Genomic DNA, 20,132 nt, shown 5'->3' with positions numbered 1-20,132 from the left:
ATACTTTATTAATGGATGTCATGACTGAACTTGTAGCCCAGCAGCGTACTGCCAAAATACTAAGCCAACGGGCTCATGACTTATTGCTTGGGCACAGCTTTGCGCATCAGCAAATTGGTTTCATTCATACATTAGATATAGATTACGGCGAACCCATGAAGCAACGTACTTTGCTTCAGGTTGAAGTGGCCGCACAGAATAAACGCCAGCAAAGCAGTACTGCACATCATAAGTACCGCGCTCAAGCGAGTGAGCAACTGCACAAAACAATTGAAACAGCTATATATAAGCAGCTTGAAGATATAGATGGCGTAATTCACAGTACTATAGGTATTGAAGATGGCATTGCCAATATACTCGATATATTAGCTGTAAAGTCGGCATCGGTAGGGCGTTTAGAGCCACTGGTTAATGATATAAGCTGGTTGGGTAGAGAATTAGTAACGCTTGTTAATTTACCTTACTACCGTAATCAACGTAGTAAAAACACGTCTGTAAAAGTAGATAAACCATCGCTTGCCCTTCGTTATATTGGCCTTGATAACTTACAGCTAGTGATTCCTACATTTGCAGCGCGTCATTGGATGCCACATAGCACCGAACCATTTTCATTATTAAAACGCCGGCTACGCGACAGCGCGATGGCAAACGCGATTGCAGCGCAAAAAATTGCACAAATTAATAATGTGAATGACGTTCATGCATTTACCCTTGGTATGCTTTTAGATGTAGGGCGAATTGCATTAGTGCGCTTGTACTTAAAAACGTTTGAGAAAGTATGGCAACGCAAAGTGCAGTTAGCCCGAAATGAAAACCAAAAAGATTTACACACCGCATTATTAGAGCTACAGCCCGACCCGCTATTTTTAACCACTCTACTTAGCAATAAGTCGATAGAAGTAAGCGCCAAAGTAATAGACAAAATGGCTTTTAAATATTTACCGTTTAAAGGTGTCATGCAGCAGCTAGTAAATGGGGTAGATAAAGGCGATACATTACTGCCGTTAACAGAAGTAATGCTAAAGGCACGTTGCTACTCTCAATATCTTAATTTAAAAGAGCATCAACTTATTGAGCCTGATGAAACTCTAAGCTGGTTTTCGTACTTTAAGTTCACTAAAACGGAACTAAAAACCCTCCAATCGAGTAATTTTACCAATTTAGCTATTCAAATTGACTAAAAATCTGAATTTTTTGTTAATTTTTTTGCGACTAACCATTCATTCTCACTCTATTGTTATATTGCATATTTGCCGATTAAAGCATGCGCGCCTTGGTGCTCATGCGGTTAGTTGTTTAAAAATAAGCATAAATAGCTATGCAAATAGTTATTCACTATCTATGAAATAATATCTTTAGCCCTTTATTTTCAAGGGATACATGAAAGTTTTTAACGAGACAGATATAAGTAATTCTGAAATAATGTGCGTCTGAAAATTGAACCACAAAGCAATTTTGCGCAATTATCAGGTTACTGATCTTGCCTATAAAGTTGGTTACAAATATTAACCAAACACCTATTTTGATGTTTTGTGTTGCTCACAATTAAGAGGAAATAAAATGACAGTCAATCGCGAATTATTTGATCACGTAATGGTTCCTAACTACGCACCTTCAAGCGTAATTCCTGTTCGAGGCGAAGGTTCTCGCGTATGGGATCAAGAAGGTCGAGAGTTTATCGACTTTGCTGGTGGTATTGCAGTTAACTGTCTTGGCCATTGCCACCCTGCATTAGTAGGCGCATTAAAAGAGCAAGGCGAAAAAATCTGGCATCTATCAAATGTAATGACCAATGAGCCGGCACTTCGTCTAGCTAAAAAAATGGTTGATGCTACATTTGCTGAAAAAGTTTATTTTGCCAACTCAGGCGCAGAAGCAAACGAAGCAGCGCTTAAGTTAGCGCGTCGTTTTGCACTTGATAAGTTTGGCGCAGAAAAATCACAAATCATCGCGTTCAACAAAGGTTTCCACGGTCGTACATTCTTTACCGTAACTGTGGGTGGCCAAGCTGCATATTCAGATGGTTTTGGTCCTAAGCCTGGCGACATTGTACATTGTGATTATAACGACCTAGCTGCTTTTGAAGCGCTTATCAGCGACAAAACATGTGCCGTAATGATGGAACCTCTACAAGGTGAAGGCGGTATTGTTTCACCCACTGACGAGTTTGCTCAAGGCGTTCGCGATTTATGTACTAAACATAACGCACTGCTTATTTTTGATGAAGTTCAAACAGGTGTTGGCCGTACTGGCGATTTATACGCATACCAAGGCTTAAACATAGTACCTGATATTTTAACTTCAGCTAAAGCACTTGGCGGCGGTTTTCCTATTGGCGCTATGATCACAACAACTGAGATTGCACAGCACCTTAAAGTAGGTACTCATGGTTCTACTTATGGCGGCAACCCGCTTGCGTGTGCTGTTGCAGAAGCTGCATTTGATACAGTAAATACGCCAGAAGTACTTGCTGGCGTAAAAGCTAAAGCAGCATTATTTAATGAACTACTTACTGCGGTTAACGAAAAATACAACGTATTTAGCGAAATCCGTGGCCAAGGTTTATTAATTGGTGCAGTAGTGAGCGAGCAATATAAAGGTCGTGCAAAAGAGTTTTTAGTGGCAGGGACTGAGCAAGGCCTTATGTCATTAGTTGCTGGTGCAGACGTAATACGTTTCACTCCATCTTTAGTAATTCCTGAAGCGGACATTCGCGAAGGTATGGCACGCTTTGAAAAAGCAGTAGCAAGCGTAGTAAACGCATAAGCGACTTAAGCCAACCAATTAAGGGCAAGCACTACTTGCCCTGCAATTCCTATTTACCGTTATTTATAAGGGAGCAAGCGGACTCATGATGATCCTTCGCCCAATCCAGCAAAATGATTATTCAGCATTACTGAAAATTGCCCACGAATCAGGGCATGGTTTTACGTCTTTGCCATTAAACGAAGAACTATTGCAAAAAAAGATCGACCATTCAGTAAGCTCTTTTGCTAAACAAACGTCACAACCTGGTGACGAAGGCTACCTGTTTGTTCTTGAAGATAGCGAAACCGGTGAAGTTGTAGGAACATCTGCAATTGAAGCTGCGGTAGGGCTTGATGATGCATTTTATCATTATCACTTAAGTAAAGTGATTCACTCTTCGCGCACATTAGACGTATACAAAGCGGTTGATATTCTAACGCTATGTAACGACTACACAGGTGCTACAGAGCTTTGCACATTGTTTTTAAAAGATGGTTATCGTAAAAATTGTAACGGTAAGCTACTTTCAAAAGCTCGCTTTATGTTTATAAAACAGCATCAAGAGCGTTTTGCGCAAACAGTGATTGCAGAAATGCGCGGTGTGTCTGACGAAAACGGCAGTAGCCCTTTTTGGCAGTGGCTTGAAGAGCACTTTTTCTCAATGGATTTTCCAACAGCCGATTACCTAACAGGTATTGGCCAAAAGGTTTTCATTGCTGAATTAATGCCTAAATACCCAATTTACGTAAACTTGCTAAGTAAAGATGCGCAAGCCGTAATAGGTAAAGTACACGACAACACTCGCCCAGCAATCGAGTTATTAAAAAGCGAAGGCTTTACGTTTAATGGCTACGTAGACATTTTTGACGGCGGCCCAACGGTTGAAGCAAAAGTAGATAACATTGCGACTATTCGTAATGCACGTAACTTTAACGTTGAAATTGGCGAAATGACTGGCGACACCATGGTGTTACTAGCTAACGAAAAGCTTAATGACTTTAGAGCAACCGTTGCACCAATGACATTTGACGAGCGCGCAAAAAGCCTTATTTTATCGCAAGAAATAGCAGATGCACTGCATTTGCAAACTGGCGATATTGTTAGTGCAACCACGATTTAATTTAGGAGAAAGTATATGACTCATCCTGCACAATTTATAAATGGTCAATGGTCACAAGGCCAAGGCACAGAATTTAATTCAGTAAACCCTGCAAATAACGACGTTATTTGGCAGGCTTCATCGGCAACTGCGGCGCAAGTAGACATCGCAGTAAATGCAGCGCGCGAAGCGTTTTATGCATGGGCTGATAAAAGTTTTACTGAGCGTTTAGAAATAATTAAAGCATTTGCAGCGCAATTAAAAGAAAACAGCGAAGAGCTCGCTATTACTATTGCACAAGAAACAGGTAAGCCACTGTGGGAAACTCGCACAGAAGCGGGTGCTATGGTTGGTAAAATTGCCATTTCTGAAAAAGCATTTTTAGAGCGCACTGGCGACGTAGAAAACGCAATGCCACTTGGCCGTGCGATGATTCGTCATAAGCCACATGGTGTTGTAGCCGTATTTGGTCCGTATAACTTTCCGGGTCACTTACCTAATGGCCACATTGTGCCAGCGCTTTTAGCAGGTAACACGGTTGTGTTTAAACCGTCTGAACTTACTCCTAAAGTAGCTGAGCTTACGCTTAAACTGTGGGAGAAAGCAGGTTTACCAGCAGGTGTAATTAACCTTGTACAAGGTGAAGTAGAAACGGGTAAAGCCCTTGCTGCTCACAAAGGTATTGATGGCTTGTTCTTTACGGGTTCTTCGCGTACTGGTCATATTTTACATGAACAGTTTGCGGGTCAACCGGGTAAAATTTTAGCGCTAGAAATGGGTGGTAATAATCCACTTATTATTACTGACGTTGAAGACACTAAAGCGGTTGTTCACGATATTATTCAATCAGCGTTTATCTCAAGCGGCCAGCGTTGTACATGTGCACGTAAATTGTTTTTACCTAAAGGTAGCAAAGGCGATGTAATTTTAGAGCGCCTTATCACTGCAACTAAAGCGATTAAAGTAGGCAACTACGATGATGCAGACCAGCCATTTATGGGCTCTATGATCTCATCAGCTGCAGCTGCAGGCATGGTTAAAGCGCAAAACGAACTTGTTGAGCTTGGCGGTCAAGTATTAGTAGAGCTTGAGCACACAGCCAATACTGGTTTTGTAACACCAGGTATTATTGAGTGTACAAATATTAGTGACTTCCCAGATGAAGAGCATTTTGGACCACTTTTAAAAGTATTCCGCTTTGACGACTTTGACCAAGCCATTGATAAAGCAAACGATACAACCTTTGGTTTATCGGCTGGTTTATTAAGTGACAGTGCAGCAGATTACGACCATTTCTTACGTCGTATTCGTGCAGGTATTGTTAACTGGAATCGCCCAATTACTGGCGCATCAAGCGCAGCACCGTTTGGTGGTATTGGCGCATCGGGCAACCACAGAGCAAGTGCGTATTACGCAGCCGATTACTGTGCATACCCAGTTGCTTCGGTAGAGCTTGAAAAAGTAGCTATGCCAGCAACACTAAGCCCAGGCTTAAAAATAGATTAAGTAGTAATACTACTTAATTATTATAAAAGCAGCTTCGGCTGCTTTTTTTGTATTGCTAACGCGCAAAGCTAGCAATCAACAGCGCTTTCTGCTTAAATCAAAAATAATTAATTATACAAAGGTGGTACAAAAATGGTTTTAGATAGGCAAGGGTACGATGATTTGATCATGTATCTAACTCAAAATTTAGCATTGTTTGAGAAGCCAGGCGAAATAAAACCAGGTGCCCCAACAGTAATGGAATTAATCGAAGACGTTATTGCACAAAATGTGATGCTTATTTGCGAGCAGCACACAAACCTCAACACAGAGCAGCGTAGTCAAATTGTACGTGAAGTTGATGGCATAGTTTACGATTTAGAAGAAGTCCTCAGCAGCATCACCTCACAGCCTGTCACGGTTGAACAGCATGCCTTTATAGATGAATTTGCAGGTTTAGTAAAAAACCTCTTTGATAGCGCTTTAACACAACAATCTTAGCCATTTTATAGCCCTGCGTTGCATTTTCATTTGCAACTACGGCTAACTTGCTTACAATCAAGAAAATATTTTTTTGAGATATAAAAATGCAAGCAAATGTAAAATGGGTTGAAGGCGATACGTTTATTGGTCGTTCTAATTCTAACCACAATGTTGTGTTTGATGGCGGCAGTGATAGCGCAGCACCAAGCCCAATGGAAATGGTTTTAATGTCAGTTGGCTGTTGTTCATCAGTTGATGTGGTTAGTATTTTAAAAAAAGCCAAACAAGATTTTTCAGATGTACAAGTACAACTAAGTGCAGAGCGCGCCGAAACAGCCCCACGTGTGTTTACCAAAATCAACTTACACTTTGTTGTTAAAGGCAATAATGTGTCTGAAAAGCACCTTGCACGCGCGGTTTCACTCTCTGCTGAAAAGTATTGCTCGGTTGCATTAATGCTTGATAAAACAGTAGAAATTACGCATAGCCACGAAGTTGTGCAAGATCAAGCAAAATAACGCTTTTTCCACGAGGGAAATTCGTATAAAATCCGCGAACTTTTCATTCTGCAGGTGCAGAACCCACTAATTTATAGGTTGGTTTATTATGAACAAACCCTTCGATAAACTTAAACTTCATGGCTTTAACAATTTAACCAAAAGTTTAAGCTTTAGTATTTATGATATTTGTTACGCAAAGACCGAGCAACAACGTAAAGAATATATTGAATATATCGATGAGCAGTACAGTGCAGATAGACTAACCGACATTTTAGGTGAAGTTGTTGATATTATTGGTGCTAACATTTTAAATGTAGCGCGCCAAGATTATGAACCGCAAGGCGCAAGTGTAACTATTTTGGTTTCAGAAGAACCAGTAGAAGAGCAGCAAAATTACGATGCTGACGAAGCACCAGGCCCATTACCTGATTCAGTTGTTGCGCACCTAGATAAAAGCCACATTTGTGTACACACATACCCAGAAGCTCACCCTGATGATGGTATTTGTACATTCCGTGCTGATATTGAAGTGTCTACTTGTGGCATTATTTCGCCACTTAAAGCGTTAAACTTCTTAATTCATAGCCTTGAATCAGACGTAGTAACAATTGACTACCGCGTTCGTGGTTTTACCCGCGACATAAACGGTGTTAAGCACTACATTGATCATGCTATTAGCTCGATTCAAAACTTCATGACAGAAGATACAAAAGAAGCGTACCAAATGATGGACGTGAACGTGTATCAAGAAAACCTGTTCCATACCAAAATGATGTTAAAAGAAACCGATCTAAACACGTATTTGTTCGGCCTTTCTACGGCAGATTTATCAGAGGGCGAAGAAGACGAAATTCGCTCAAAGCTGACCCGTGAAATGCAAGAAATATTCTATGGCCGTAACCTGCCAGATACAGAATAATAGCAACGAATTAAATTAAAAATGGCGCTCAGTGAGCGCCATTTTTTTATACTTTATTTTACAAGCAATAGCTGTGTTTGTCGGCCATTTAAATACCAGACACCGCTTTTATCAAAAATAGTATCTTCCTCTAGCATTATTCTTATTTCTTTATTCCACTGTTTTATAAACACCGCATTGTTAAGCTCAATTGAGTAAGCCGTATTTAAATGTAGCGGATAGTCACCATTTCCCGGTACACCTTGCTGAGAATCCCACATACCTAATGTAGTGCCAGCAGCGTGGCCATGATAGCCAAGAGGATGAGTATAAATAGTGGGTTTTAATCCCTGATCAATAGCGGCTTTTCGTGCTGCAGCTAAAACCTCATTACCGGTTTTACCTACCGCAAATTGATTGGTAAATATGTCTTGTAGTTTATTACCGCTTTTTAGTGCTTCAACTAAGTAACTAGGCGCACTTATTTCGTTTTCTTTGAGCACATACGCATGCTGCTGCGTGTCGGTATTTAAGCGTAAATAAGTAATCCCAAAATCGACATGAAGTAAGTCACCGGTTTGTATAACGTTATCATCGTAGCCATTGGTAAAGCTTTCTTCATGATCGAACGACTTCGCATCGGCGCGCTGAATAGCAACACTTGGATGAAACCATGTTTGTAGTTTTAGCTCTTTTACGCGCTCTCTAAACCACCATACCAAGTCATCGTTAGTTGTTTCACCAACCGTAATTGTTTTACCCGAAAACCCCTCTGCAATAATATGATGGGCAATAGCGACAATATGTTTATACATTTTAACTTCTTCAGGAATGCGTTGCTCTAACCACGCAACAGCAAGCGGCTCTGCAGAAATTATTTTATTGTGATAAGTGGCGGGCAAGTTAGCCATTAAGGTTTTGTAATCGCCTAGCACAAGGCCATCGGCATGTGCCCAGTCGGTAGAAGTATTAAGCGCAATGTTGCGAGGTTTGTATTGCTCAATAAGCGTATTGAGTGCCTGCCACTGGCTAGGTTGTGTTTGTTTATCCCACCCTTTTTTAAATACGTTACCTATTTTATAAGGCGCAATAGCGTAAGCATCAACACCACTTTGTTTATTAAGTGCAAATAGTAAAATCGTGGTGCGTCTGGCTGAAAGCCATGTTGCAGGCAGCATTGTTTTTAATATTGGATCTTCGTTATATTCACGACTTATAAGTAGCCACATATCAGTGTTGTGCTGCTTCATTAATGAGGGCATTAAGGTATTAACTCTAAGCTCAGTTATTTTATCTATAAACGCAGCGCGCTCTTTCATCGATAAAATAGCGGGAGCGTCATCAGCTTTAACAAAGAGGCTTAAAACAAGCGTAGTTAGCAAGCTTACATAAAGTAGGAGTTGTTTAGTAAAGTGCATAATTGTTTTATTTTTAGGCTAGTTAATTTATAACATGCCTGAAGAGCGACTATAAAAAAACAATTTGAGATAAACAGCACACAAAAAAGCCCAGCTAAAAAAGTAGCCGGGCTTTTGTATAAACAGCTTTATTACTTAAGCATGCTGTATAAAAGTGCAAATACAGCAAGCGAGCCAACCGCTAATATAAATAGCGTGCTAAAGCGATTTCGGTATTTATTAAGTGCAGGTACTTTATAAACTGCAATCATTGGCATAATGAATAAAATCATCGCAATGATAGGGCCCGATAACTGATCCATCATGTCTAAAATACTTGGGTTTTTAACAGCACAAAACCAAATAGCTAAAAACATGATTAACACACCAATTTTATCGGTAACGCCAGCGCTTAAGCCTGTTTGTTTAGTTACTAATCCTGTAAAGCTTTCGCGTGCACCTAAAAAATGACCCAAAAACGACGATGTAATAGCAATAAAGGCAACAAGTGGCCCAAGTGTGGCAATAAACGAGTTATCAGTAATATTAGCAAGGTAGGATAAAACCGATACGTTAGCCGCTTTAGCCGCTGCCATTTGCTCGCCTGTAAGCGACAGCACGCAAGAGAACACAAATAACAGTACAAAGGTAATAAGTAGCAAGCTAGTGCGCTTTAAAATCGCCTCAGACTTACGTGTAGCTTGTTCGCCGTAATGACCGCGTTGCACATTTACAAAGCTTGAGATAGCCGCTGCGTGGCTAAACGAAAACACAATAATAGGAATCGATAACCACAACGTTTTACCAAAGCTGCCTATTTCAGGCACCGTCATATCTGGCATCTGCCAGCTAGGGATTAAATAAAGTGATAAAAAGAACAATATGCCCACAAGCGGATACACTAAAATAGCAAAGGCACGTAGCATTAAGCGCTCGCCGCCCATCATTAAGCTAATCATGCCTGCAACTAATACGCCCGAAAGTAGCACGCGAGAAGGTGATTCCATCCCCATTTGATTAACCATAAAACTATCAACGGTATTGGTTAAACCTACACCGTAAATAAGCAAAATTGGGAATATAGATAAAAAGTACAACAAGGAAATTAACCGCCCCGCAGTCACACCAAAGTGCTCTTCAACTACGTCGGTAAAATCGGCATCTTTATTTTTTGATGAAAGTACAAAGCGCGCTAATCCACGGTGCGCAAAAAAGGTCATTGGGAACGCTAAACACGCCATAATAATTAACGGCCAAAAACCGCCAATACCAATGTTGATAGGTAAAAATAAAATACCCGCACCAACGGCGGTACCAAATAAACTTAATGTCCACTGCGTATCGTGCAGGTTCCATTTAGTTTTTGTATTTGAATTTGTGTGTGTGTTTGGTGATGCATTTGAAAGCGTTGCATCTTGAGATGTTGTCATGTGTGTGTGCTCATCCATTATTTAAATAATAACTACGCCGAAGGGTATAGTTTTTAGAGACATTTTTCATGTTTTGAAGAGATTTTTAGACTAATTAATTAGACTCAATTGGAGGGTAAGTGTCATGAATACGAAACAGTGGTGTAAAAGTGAGCAAAAGCCTTAAATGGCAAGCCACATTATAGAGTTACTGTACGGGGTAGGTTGGTTAGTTGGAGCGAAACCCAACACGCTATAGCGTCATGCTAGCAGGAAAGCCGAGGAAGGCGGTTTTCATAACGTAAAAATAGGGGAAGGTCATTTTTATTGGTTTTCATTTAAAAATCAAAATCTGCTCCCAAAAGCTATTAAGTCGAAGCCATTGATCTGAACTTCATAAGAGATTTTTATTAAACTCCGTTATACTTCCTACAATTGAATATGCCAAACGAAGTAAATAGGCCGCTAACTGCAATGAGCAAAGAAATTCTTTTCCATACTACTTTTGCGCACGAAACCAGTAAAACATGGGTTGTATTTGTCCATGGAGCAGGTGGTAGTTCGGCAATCTGGTTTCGTCAGCTTAAAGCCTATAAAAAAGAATATAATGTGTTGTTGCTAGATCTTCGTGGTCACGGTAAATCGAATAACTTAGTACAAAACTTTGTTGATAATAATTATTCATTTAATAATGTCTCTAAAGACATTATCGATGTGTTAGATCATAACAATATCACCAGCGCACACTTTGTTGGTATTTCATTGGGCACAATTATTATTAGAAATATTGCTGAAATTGCGCCGCAATATGTTTCTAGCATGGTGCTAGGTGGAGCGGTTACTCGTTTTAATACTCGCAGTAATACATTGGTTTATTTAGGTAATACTTTTAAACACTTCCTGCCTTATATGTGGCTGTATCGCTTATTTGCTTTTATTATGATGCCGAAAAAGCGTCATAAAGAATCTCGACTTTTGTTTGTTCGTGAAGCAAAACGCTTGTGCCAAAAAGAGTTTATAAAATGGTTTAAATTAGCCATGGACGTAAATCCTTTAATGCAATATTTCAAAGAAAAAGACATTGATATTCCCATTCTGTACATTATGGGTAAGGAGGATCATATGTTCCTTGGCCCTGTTAAAGAAATGGTTAAGCGTCATAAAAACAGCGTACTGCAAACTATTCACCATTGTGGCCATGTTTGTAATGTGGAACGCCCTGACTTATTTAATCAGCACTCGCTTGCTTTTATCGCCCAGCAAAATCGCTAAGGGTTGTCGCTTTTAAAAAGCTTTCAATTAATGGCAAGTACTTAGTAAATTGGATTAGGTCATTCTTTTTGGCTTTCGCCCTAAACTAAAAGCAAGACCTGATCCTAAAGGAGTTATTCTGAGTGGGGTACGTAGTAATCGAGAAGGTAATAAAAACGCATAGCTTGCTTGCACATCCCTATTGATAAGCAATGTTTACATTAGAGCTTTCTGATGTGAATATAAGATTAGTTTTTTTGAGTTGACCTTTCAATGCTGGAATCGGAGAAGAATACATAAATGGAATTTAAATCACATAAAATAATTATTGATCCAAACGACCCTTTTGAGAATGACAAGCTTGGACGAAAACCTCATGTCGAAAACTTTACTACACTCCTCAAAAACATTAGCTCACCGATTGTTTTATCCGTGAATGCTCCTTGGGGGCAAGGTAAAACTACATTTTTGGAGATGTTAAAAGCTAACCTACAAATAAATGATTGTTCGGCAATTTACTTTAGTGCCTGGGAAACTGATTTCGTTAATGATCCACTGCAAGCATTTCTGGGCGAGGTTAATAAAAAAATAGAGTCTCTTGTTGAGGGAGATAAAGAGAAAAGTAAAGCATGGGTTAATGCAAAGAGTGCAGGTGCACAAATTTTAAAAAAAGGTTTACCCGTGTTAGTAAAGCTTGCTACTGCTGGAATAATTGACGCTGAAAAAATAATTGAAGCTGAAGCAGCCAAATTCACGGAGGGATTATCTAAAGATTTTTTGGATGATTATACAAAGAGTAAAGAGGCTATTACTTCTTTTAAAGAGAATGTATCAAAAGCTTTAAAAAATGAAGATGGAGCTACAAGTCAATTATTTATTATTATTGATGAATTGGATCGGTGCAGACCTACTTATGCAATTGAGTTACTAGAGAGAATAAAACATCTTTTAGATATTGAAGGTCTTGTATTTGTAATTGCAATGGACAAACTTCAACTGTCTCATAGCGTTAAAGGGGTCTATGGTGCAGGGTTTGAAGCAATGGGTTATCTTAGGCGGTTTATTGATATTGAGTATATTTTGCCTGAGAGTGATTTAGACGCATTTATTGAACAGCTTTATAAAATATTTGAGTTTGATATTTTCTTTCAAAAAAGAACTCAATACCAATCATTTAGATACGAAAAAGATCACTTAAAGAATACCTTTAAATTATTGGCGAAAGCTAAAAAACTGTCTTTAAGGGAAGTAGAACAGTTATTTGCGAAAGTAAATTTAGTAGTTAAATCTACAGCGGAAGATGTATATCTTTACCCTGACTTGTTAGCATTCTTGATTGTTGCTAAAGAGTACTATTACGAAAGTTATAGTGGGTATATTAATGGAGGAGATACACCAGAAAAGCTGATTAAAGTTCTTCATACAATAACCCCTAATTTGAAATCAATAGATTCTAGAGCGTGCGCAGTAATTGAAAGCTCTTTAATTGGAGCAAAAAATGATAGATACCACGGTAATATTGGAGAAGCGCTAAAGTACCATGAAGATATAAGTTCTGATGAAAGTGCTAGTACAGAAGAACAGAGCTATTCATATGATGTAGTACAATTAACAAAAAGTTTTGACGGGTTTCGAAATTCGATTGATCTAGAGAGTTTAAAGCAGAGGATAGAAATGCTAGAAAGCTTCAAATTCAATAGTTAATATAAAGTCCTATTGTAGTTAAAGCTATCACTTGTCTTTTTAACAACCGATAGCTAACCACTCAAAACTGCGCTTACTCTTCTATCGCACTTACAATAAAGTACGGATTTAAGTATTCATCTTTGGTGTTATAAATAAGCGGGCTGCCATCAAGCTTAGTGACTTTAGCACCGGCTATTTCGGCGATGGCGTGGCCTGCTCCGGTATCCCATTCGCAAGTTGGGCCCAAGCGCGGGTAAATATCGGCGCTGCCCTCAGCGACTAAACACAGTTTTAGTGAGCTGCCTTTAGACACCATTTCAACCTCGTCAAAGCGTTTTACAAATTCGGCTAAATCGGGTGATGGGTGCGAGCGGCTGCCTACAACACGAATTAACCCTTTGTTAGGTTTGGTGGTTACTTTAAGCTCAATTCGCTCATCGCCTTTATCTTTAAACGCGCCAATGGCTTCGGCGGCTAAGTACGATACGCCAAGGGCAGGTGCATCTACTACGGCTAAAATAGGAATGCCGTTTTTAATTAGGGCGATGTTTACGGTAAATTCACCGTTCTTTTTAATAAATTCTTTAGTGCCGTCGATTGGGTCAACTAACCAGTAGCTTTTCCATGTTTGGCGTACATCCCAGCTTATGTCGGCATTTTCTTCACTGAGTATTGGAATGTCGGGTGTGAGCTGTTGAAGCCCTGCCACAATCAGTTTATGAGCTGCTAAATCGGCGTCGGTTACGGGGCTTTCATCAGCTTTGTACTCAACGTTAAAGTCCTTTTCGTAAATTCCCATTATCGCTTGGCCTGCTTTGCGGGCAAGGATGAGGGTTTCTTCTAGCAGTTCGGTTTGATTCATGGGGTTAACCTATATTATGTGCTTTTGTTTTAGATACGTTATCAGTTGTGTAACCGATTGGTCTAGGGTGTTTTTACTTGTATCTAAAATTATTTCTGGATTGTTTGGCACTTCGTAGCTTGAATCGATACCAGTGAAGTGTTTTATCTCTCCAGCGCGGGCTTTTTTGTATAAGCCTTTTGGATCGCGGCTTTCGCATACATCCAGTGGGGTATCGATAAATACTTCAATAAATTCGCCTTCATCTACTAGACTGCGCACCATGTCGCGCTCTGCTCTAAAAGGCGATATAAATGCAGTAAGTACTAACAAGCCAGCGTCGGTCATTAGTTTAGCGGTTTCGCCTACGCGGCGTATGTTTTCAATGCGGTCTTCGTCGCTAAAGCCTAGGTCTTTACATAAACCGTGGCGTACGTTGTCGCCATCAAGCAGGTAGGTGTGCGTACCTTGCTGATTAAGCGCCGCTTCTAGTGCGTTGGCTACGGTGCTTTTGCCAGAGCCTGAAAAGCCGGTAAACCATAAAATAGCAGGCTTATGTTTTTTTTGCTCACTACGCTGTGCTTTTGTCGTTGCGTAGTTATGCCAAACTATATTTTCATCCATAGTGAGAGTCTCTTATGCTGTGAGCGCAGGTATTAAAACGGAAATACCAGCGGGATCAAGGTTAATACCGTGATTGAATAAATAATAGAAAGGGGTAAGCCCATCACTATGTAATCTTTTAAGCGATAGTTACCCGCGCTATAAACCATTAGATTAGTTTGATACCCAAATGGCGATATAAAGCTGGCTGATGCGCCAAAGGCAACCGCCATAATAAACGGTAGCGGGTCTACATTAAAACCAACCGCGAGTGAGTAAGCAACAGGGAACGACAATGCAGCTGCCGCGTTATTAGTAATAAGCTCGGTAAATAATACGGTCATTAAAAATATGGCAATAAATGCGCCGTAAGGGCCAAAGTCGCCAAGTACCATAAACATGGCGTCGGATATTTGCCCGGCAAGTCCGGTGCCTATCATTAACTTGGCAAGGCCAATGGCGCTGCCTACTACCACTAATAACTCGAGTGGAAAACGGCGTTTTACTTCGTTAAGTTTTATGGTGCCACTTAGCATTAAGCCAATCAGTAATACTAATAAGCCTTTAACCAGCGGGACTATACCAATAATGCTTAAACCCAGTACTGCGGCAAAGCTTAGAAGCACAATGTTTGATTGTTTAGGTGCAAGGTGGGCTTGTAAGTCAAACCCTGAAATATACACAAATTCGCGCTTTAAATTAGGCAAGGTGTAAAAGTTTTTGCCTGGCGCAAGTATTAGTGAGTCGCCAGCTTGTAGTTGTACTTGCCCAAGGCCGCCTTGTAAGCGGTCGTGCCCACGGCGAATGGCAATAACAGCAGCATGAAATTGCTCTCTAAAGCGGGCTTCTTTTACGGTTTTACCAATAAATTTTGATGACTGACTTACGACTACTTCTACTAAGTGTTCTATGTCTTTTTGATGATTCTCGTGCACTACTTTTAAGCCGTCGAAACGGGTAAGTAATGGCACCGATTTTATGTCACCTACAAAAAGCAGCACGTCGTCTTTTTGAATAATTTGCTGCGGGGTGACTGCGCAAATGCGGCTGCCATCGCGAATAATTTCCGCGAGGAATAAGTCTTTTAAATCACGCAGGCCGTTTTCTTCAACGGTTTGGCCTATTAATTTTGAGTTTGCTTGTACTTTACCTTCTAGGTAAAAAGGCACGACTTCTTGATCGCTTTTACCGTTGTCGGGTAAATATTTAAGCATTACTAAAATGGTAATTAGGCCTACGCTTAGCGCGCCTAAACCCACTAAGGTAAAGTCAAAAAAGCCTAGCGGTTTCATGCCCGCATCAACTGCAAAGCCATTGACGATTAAGTTGGTTGATGTACCAATAAGCGTAATAGTGCCGCCCAAAATAGCAGTGTACGACAGCGGTAATAATAGCTTTGAAGGGGAGTGATTAGGGTTGTCTTTTATCGCGGTAATAAGCGATGCAACAACGGCGGTATTGTTAGTAAACGACGATAAAAAGGCGGTTGATAACCCCAATTTTGTTACCGATTTTACTAAACTACCTTTAGATAGCGATTGCGCTAACTTTTGAATTAGGGTGGTTTTTTCTATTGCGGTCGACACTAACACCAATAGTACTAAGGTGATAAGCGACGGGTTAGCATAATTAATCAACATGCTTTCAAGATCGATTAGCCCTGCTAAGTAGCTGGTGCCAATGGCGCTTACAAATAACCATGCTGGATTAATACGGGTGCCAAAAAGGCACCCGACTAAGGTAAGCATAATGCCTGTTAAAACGAGCTGTTCTACCATGCTTTTAAATTCCTAACAGGCTAAAGTCAACTTATAACTTAGAAATATCAAGCGCTTGCCAATGCGGAAAGTGCTTGCGTACTAAGGTGTTAAATTCAACTTCAAATTCGCTAAAGTTACTTTGCTGTGCTTGGCTTTGCAGTACTTGTTCAATCATGCCCGCAGCAACCGTTAGGTTTGATAAGCGATCGATTAGTATAAACGAGCCTGTTTCGTGATTGCTGTGGTACTCGTCTGCCAAAATAGTTTCGGTTAGTTCAAGTGTCACAATTGCAATTTCGTTTAACTGCAGTGAGTCGCTAATGCCGTGTTCAAGCGTATTCACATCAATTGTGTAATCAATTTTTGTAACAATAGCTGAGGTGTTTTTACTACCTAGTTTTAGGTTATAGCTTTTACCTAATACTAATGGCGACTCATGCATCCACACAATTTTAGCTTGCAGCTGGTTAGTAACAACGGCCGTTGAATTTGCAGGTACTATTACATCCCCTCGGCTAATATCAATTTCGTTATTTAGGGTAACGGTAATTGCTTGGCCTGCTTCGGCGCTGTCTAGGTTGCCATCAAAGGTAACAATTTCTTTAATGCTTGATGTTTTACCCGACGGTAATACTTTTATTGCATCGCCTACGTGTATCTTGCCTGATGTAAGTGTGCCCTGAAAACCACGGAAGTTTAAGTTAGGACGCACTACATATTGCACTGGTAGGCGCGCTTCAAAGCCTGTATCTGTTTCGGCTGCTGGCGAATCTTCTAGTAATTCTAGTAGCGGCTTGTCGGTGTAATACGGTGTATGTGCAGAGCGTGTTACTACGTTGTCGCCTTTAAGCGCCGACATAGGTACAAACTTAATGTTTGATACGTTAAGTTGCTCAGCAAATTTAAGGTAATCAGCCTTAATTTTTTCATACACGGTTTCGTCAAAATCAACGATATCCATTTTATTAACGGCAACAACAAACTGCTTAATGCCCAGCGAGTCACAAATAAAGCTATGGCGCTTAGTTTGTACTTGTACGCCGTAACGCGCATCAACCAAAATAATGGCGACATCGCTTGTTGATGCACCCGTTACCATGTTGCGCGTGTATTGCTCGTGCCCAGGTGTGTCGGCAATAATAAATTTACGCTTAGCCGTAGAAAAGTAACGATACGCTACGTCAATGGTAATGCCTTGCTCGCGCTCAGCTTGTAGGCCATCAACTAATAATGCAAGGTCAAGATCTTCACCTGCATTACCTACTTTTTCGTTATCTTTATGAAGGGCTGCTAGCTGATCTTCATAAATTTGGTGGCTGTCGTGCAGTAGGCGGCCAATCAATGTTGATTTACCGTCATCTACGCTGCCACACGTAAGCATACGCAATAAGCTTTTGTCTTGTTGGCGTGCTAGGTAGGCGTCTATGCCTATTTCTTTTACTTCGTTAAATGTATCGTTATTTTGGCTAGACATTAAAAATACCCCTCACGTTTTTTCTTCTCCATTGAGCCGGCTGAATCATGGTCGATAACACGACCTTCACGTTCAGATGACGTAGATAGCAGCATTTCTTCAATAATTTCGGTTAAAGTACTGGCTGTTGACTCAACTGCACCGGTAAGTGGGTAGCAGCCTAATGTACGAAAACGTACAGATTTCATTTGCGGTACTTCACCTTCGTTAAGTGGCATACGCTCATCGTCAACCATTATTAGGGTGCCGTCGCGATCAACAACAGGGCGCTCTTTTGCGAGGTAAAGCGGTACCATGTCGATGTTTTCTTGGTAAATGTATTGCCAAATATCTAGCTCAGTCCAGTTAGACAACGGGAAAACACGAATGCTTTCGCCCGGATTAACTTGGCTGTTATAAGTATTCCAAAGCTCAGGGCGTTGGTTTTTAGGGTCCCAACGGTGGTGTTTGTCGCGGAACGAGTAAACACGTTCTTTTGCGCGTGACTTTTCTTCGTCGCGGCGTGCGCCACCAAATGCAGCATCAAAACCATATTTGTTAAGTGCCTGCTTTAAGCCTTGGGTTTTCATTATATCGGTATGTTTACCCGAGCCATGCGTAAACGGGCCTACACCCATTTCAATGCCTTCTGGATTTTTGTGTACCAGTAGGTCAAAACCGTATTCTTTAGCTATACGGTCGCGAAACTCAATCATTTCACGAAACTTCCAATTGGTGTCTACGTGTAATAACGGAAACGGAATTTTTGCAGGGTAAAATGCTTTACGCGCTAAGTGCAAAAGTACCGACGAATCTTTACCAATAGAGTAAAGCATTACTGGGTTCTCAAACTCAGCGGCGACTTCGCGCATGATTTTGATACTTTCAGCTTCAAGTTGCTGAAGGTGAGTTAAAGCCATTGTTAGTCGTCCTACTAAAATGATTAAAAGTTACAAATTTAAAATTCGGTTATGTATTTGATACATCTGTTAGCGGCTGTGCAAAGCTGCTTGTTTGTTCGTTTTTCCCAAACCACGCTAGTTGCGAGTGCAGGGCGGCTACTTCACCAATAATGAGTAGCGCAGGCGATATAATGCTGTTGCGCTGGATTAAGTCGGCAAGTTCGCCTAATTGGCCTGTTACTACACGCTGATTTTTACGTGTACCGTTTTCGATAATGGCAACAGGTGTGTCGGCTTTGCGGCCATGCTTTAAAAGCTCGCTTTGTATGTGCGGCGATTTAATTACGCCCATGTAAATAGCAAGCGTTTGATTTGCTTTTGCCAGTGATTGCCAATCAAGTTCTTGGCCGTCTTTTTTACAGTGGCCAGTTACAAATTGAATGGCTTGTGCATGGTCACGATGCGTTAGCGGAATACCCGCATACGCACTACAACCTGCAGCGGCTGTAATACCCGGTACAATTTGATAATTTACGTTGTTAGCAGCCAGTACTTGTACTTCTTCGCCACCACGGCCATAAATAAACGGATCGCCACCTTTAATGCGGCACACTTTTTTGCCTTGTTTAGCAAGGTCGACCAGCATTTGGTTGGTGTCGTCTTGAACAACACTATGATCGCCTAAACGTTTGCCTACACAAATAAGGTCAGCATCGCGGCGCACTAGTTCCATAATTTCGTCAGACACTAAAAAGTCGTATACAACCACATCTGCTTGTTGCATAAGTTGCAGTGCTTTAAGTGTTAAAAGCTCTGGATCGCCTGGGCCTGCACCTACTACATATACTTCGCCTTCAGGTTCTGCTTTTGCATCTAGCATTTGCTCTAATTGCTGCTGTGCGGCTTGAGTATCACCGGTTTGCACTTTACTCACGACAGATGAGTCGAACACGCCTTCCCAAAATTGGCGGCGGTCTGAAAAATGTTTAAAGCGTTTTTTTACTTTGTCTCTAAAGCCACCGACAAGTGTTGCAAGAGGGCCAATATGATGCGGAATAAGGGTTTCGAGCTTTTCGCGTAAGCGACGTGCAAGTACCGGCGCTGTGCCTGCACTTGATATAGCAATCGTAATTGGGTCGCGGTCAACAATGGATGGGAATATAAACGTACATTTAGGTTGGTCATCAACCACGTTTACAAATACATTGCGGGCATTGGCAAGTTCAAATACGTTGTTGTTTACTTCATCGCGGTCGGTTGCTGCAATAACAAGCATTTTGCCATCGAGATGCGACTCATCAAAATAAGCATCAATAAGCGTTACTTCATTATTATGCGCATGCTCTTTTAGTTCGTCGCAAAACCAAGGCGCTACTAAAGTAACGCTCGCTCTCGCTTTTAAAAACGCGCGACATTTGCGTAATGCGACCTCTCCACCGCCAACAACCAATACTGGTTTGTTGTCGAGTTTGGTAAAGATAGGTAAATACTGCACGTTAATAAGACCCCTAAACAAATTCAAATATAAGAAAACGCTTTATTCTGATAAGCAGAATATAGCGGCTATCAATAAGTAAAAAATAATTAAAACCAAGTTGATATAACCAAAAGTTATAA

17 protein-coding genes are annotated in these 20,132 nt (G+C 40.7%); 9 read left to right on the top strand and 8 right to left on the bottom strand.

The annotated features are described in order from the left end of the window. Window positions 1-20 precede the first annotated feature (20 nt). From CXF64_RS08675 to speD, 7 genes are all read left to right on the top strand, one after another. Entirely contained in the window at window positions 21-1,181 is a 1,161-nt protein-coding gene (locus CXF64_RS08675) for an HDOD domain-containing protein (RefSeq protein ID WP_024593401.1), read from the top strand. 379 nt (window positions 1,182-1,560) lie between these two features. Further along, on the top strand, window positions 1,561-2,766 hold the full coding sequence (locus CXF64_RS08670) for an aspartate aminotransferase family protein (protein ID WP_101216823.1): 1,206 nt from the start codon (window positions 1,561-1,563) through the stop codon (window positions 2,764-2,766). A gap of 85 nt (window positions 2,767-2,851) precedes the next feature. Next, window positions 2,852-3,868, top strand: coding sequence for an arginine N-succinyltransferase (astA, locus tag CXF64_RS08665; RefSeq protein ID WP_101216822.1), 1,017 nt, complete (start codon window positions 2,852-2,854; stop codon window positions 3,866-3,868). Window positions 3,869-3,883: 15 nt separating this feature from the next. Beyond that, entirely contained in the window at window positions 3,884-5,353 is a 1,470-nt protein-coding gene (astD, locus tag CXF64_RS08660; protein WP_101216821.1) for a succinylglutamate-semialdehyde dehydrogenase, read from the top strand. Between the two features lie 132 nt (window positions 5,354-5,485). Beyond that, window positions 5,486-5,833, top strand: coding sequence for a DUF3802 family protein (locus tag CXF64_RS08655; protein WP_007580087.1), 348 nt, complete (start codon window positions 5,486-5,488; stop codon window positions 5,831-5,833). An 86-nt stretch (window positions 5,834-5,919) separates the two neighbouring features. After that, window positions 5,920-6,333, top strand: a complete 414-nt coding sequence (locus CXF64_RS08650; RefSeq protein WP_002958863.1) for an OsmC family protein — start codon at window positions 5,920-5,922, stop codon at window positions 6,331-6,333. A gap of 88 nt (window positions 6,334-6,421) precedes the next feature. Next, window positions 6,422-7,234: an adenosylmethionine decarboxylase gene (gene speD, locus CXF64_RS08645; RefSeq protein ID WP_007376266.1), complete on the top strand. Its 813-nt coding sequence runs from the start codon at window positions 6,422-6,424 to the stop codon at window positions 7,232-7,234. 53 nt (window positions 7,235-7,287) lie between these two features. Here the strand turns inward: speD and CXF64_RS08640 are convergent, their stop codons facing one another. Continuing rightward, complete coding sequence (locus CXF64_RS08640) at window positions 7,288-8,631, bottom strand: M24 family metallopeptidase (protein ID WP_101216820.1); 1,344 nt, start codon at window positions 8,629-8,631, stop codon at window positions 7,288-7,290. A 131-nt stretch (window positions 8,632-8,762) separates the two neighbouring features. Then, window positions 8,763-10,040, bottom strand: coding sequence for an aromatic amino acid transport family protein (locus CXF64_RS08635; protein ID WP_101216819.1), 1,278 nt, complete (start codon window positions 10,038-10,040; stop codon window positions 8,763-8,765). Between the two features lie 453 nt (window positions 10,041-10,493). Between CXF64_RS08635 and CXF64_RS08630 the strand changes: the two genes are divergently transcribed. Together CXF64_RS08630 and CXF64_RS08625 are read left to right on the top strand one after the other, a co-directional pair. After that, window positions 10,494-11,291, top strand: coding sequence for an alpha/beta fold hydrolase (locus tag CXF64_RS08630; RefSeq protein ID WP_007580097.1), 798 nt, complete (start codon window positions 10,494-10,496; stop codon window positions 11,289-11,291). Between the two features lie 279 nt (window positions 11,292-11,570). After that, complete coding sequence (locus CXF64_RS08625; protein WP_101216818.1) at window positions 11,571-12,974, top strand: KAP family P-loop NTPase fold protein; 1,404 nt, start codon at window positions 11,571-11,573, stop codon at window positions 12,972-12,974. A 73-nt stretch (window positions 12,975-13,047) separates the two neighbouring features. Here the strand turns inward: CXF64_RS08625 and cysQ are convergent, their stop codons facing one another. The 6 genes from cysQ to cysG are packed head-to-tail and all read right to left on the bottom strand — an operon-like array spanning window position 13,048 to window position 20,010. After that, entirely contained in the window at window positions 13,048-13,818 is a 771-nt protein-coding gene (gene cysQ, locus CXF64_RS08620) for a 3'(2'),5'-bisphosphate nucleotidase CysQ (RefSeq protein ID WP_024589584.1), read from the bottom strand. 9 nt (window positions 13,819-13,827) lie between these two features. Next, window positions 13,828-14,421 carry an adenylyl-sulfate kinase gene (gene cysC / locus CXF64_RS08615; protein ID WP_007378439.1) on the bottom strand — a complete coding sequence of 198 codons (594 nt, stop codon included), beginning with the start codon at window positions 14,419-14,421 and terminating at the stop codon, window positions 13,828-13,830. A 32-nt stretch (window positions 14,422-14,453) separates the two neighbouring features. Further along, window positions 14,454-16,178 carry an SLC13 family permease gene (locus CXF64_RS08610; protein ID WP_101216817.1) on the bottom strand — a complete coding sequence of 575 codons (1,725 nt, stop codon included), beginning with the start codon at window positions 16,176-16,178 and terminating at the stop codon, window positions 14,454-14,456. A gap of 31 nt (window positions 16,179-16,209) precedes the next feature. Then, window positions 16,210-17,634 (bottom strand): sulfate adenylyltransferase subunit CysN, encoded by a 1,425-nt coding sequence (cysN, locus tag CXF64_RS08605; RefSeq protein ID WP_101216816.1) that lies wholly within the window; start codon window positions 17,632-17,634, stop codon window positions 16,210-16,212. Further along, window positions 17,634-18,533, bottom strand: coding sequence for a sulfate adenylyltransferase subunit CysD (cysD, locus tag CXF64_RS08600; protein ID WP_008133447.1), 900 nt, complete (start codon window positions 18,531-18,533; stop codon window positions 17,634-17,636). The genes cysN and cysD overlap by 1 nt, the downstream gene beginning before the upstream one ends. A gap of 49 nt (window positions 18,534-18,582) precedes the next feature. Continuing rightward, window positions 18,583-20,010: a siroheme synthase CysG gene (gene cysG / locus CXF64_RS08595; protein WP_101164434.1), complete on the bottom strand. Its 1,428-nt coding sequence runs from the start codon at window positions 20,008-20,010 to the stop codon at window positions 18,583-18,585. Window positions 20,011-20,132 lie beyond the last annotated feature (122 nt).

The sequence above is a fragment of the Pseudoalteromonas sp. GutCa3 genome (assembly GCF_002836155.1).
GTDB classification, from domain to species: Bacteria; Pseudomonadota; Gammaproteobacteria; order Enterobacterales; family Alteromonadaceae; genus Pseudoalteromonas; species Pseudoalteromonas arctica.
Note: the sequence above shows the minus strand (reverse complement) of the source record. Positions and strands in the feature narration are given on the sequence as shown.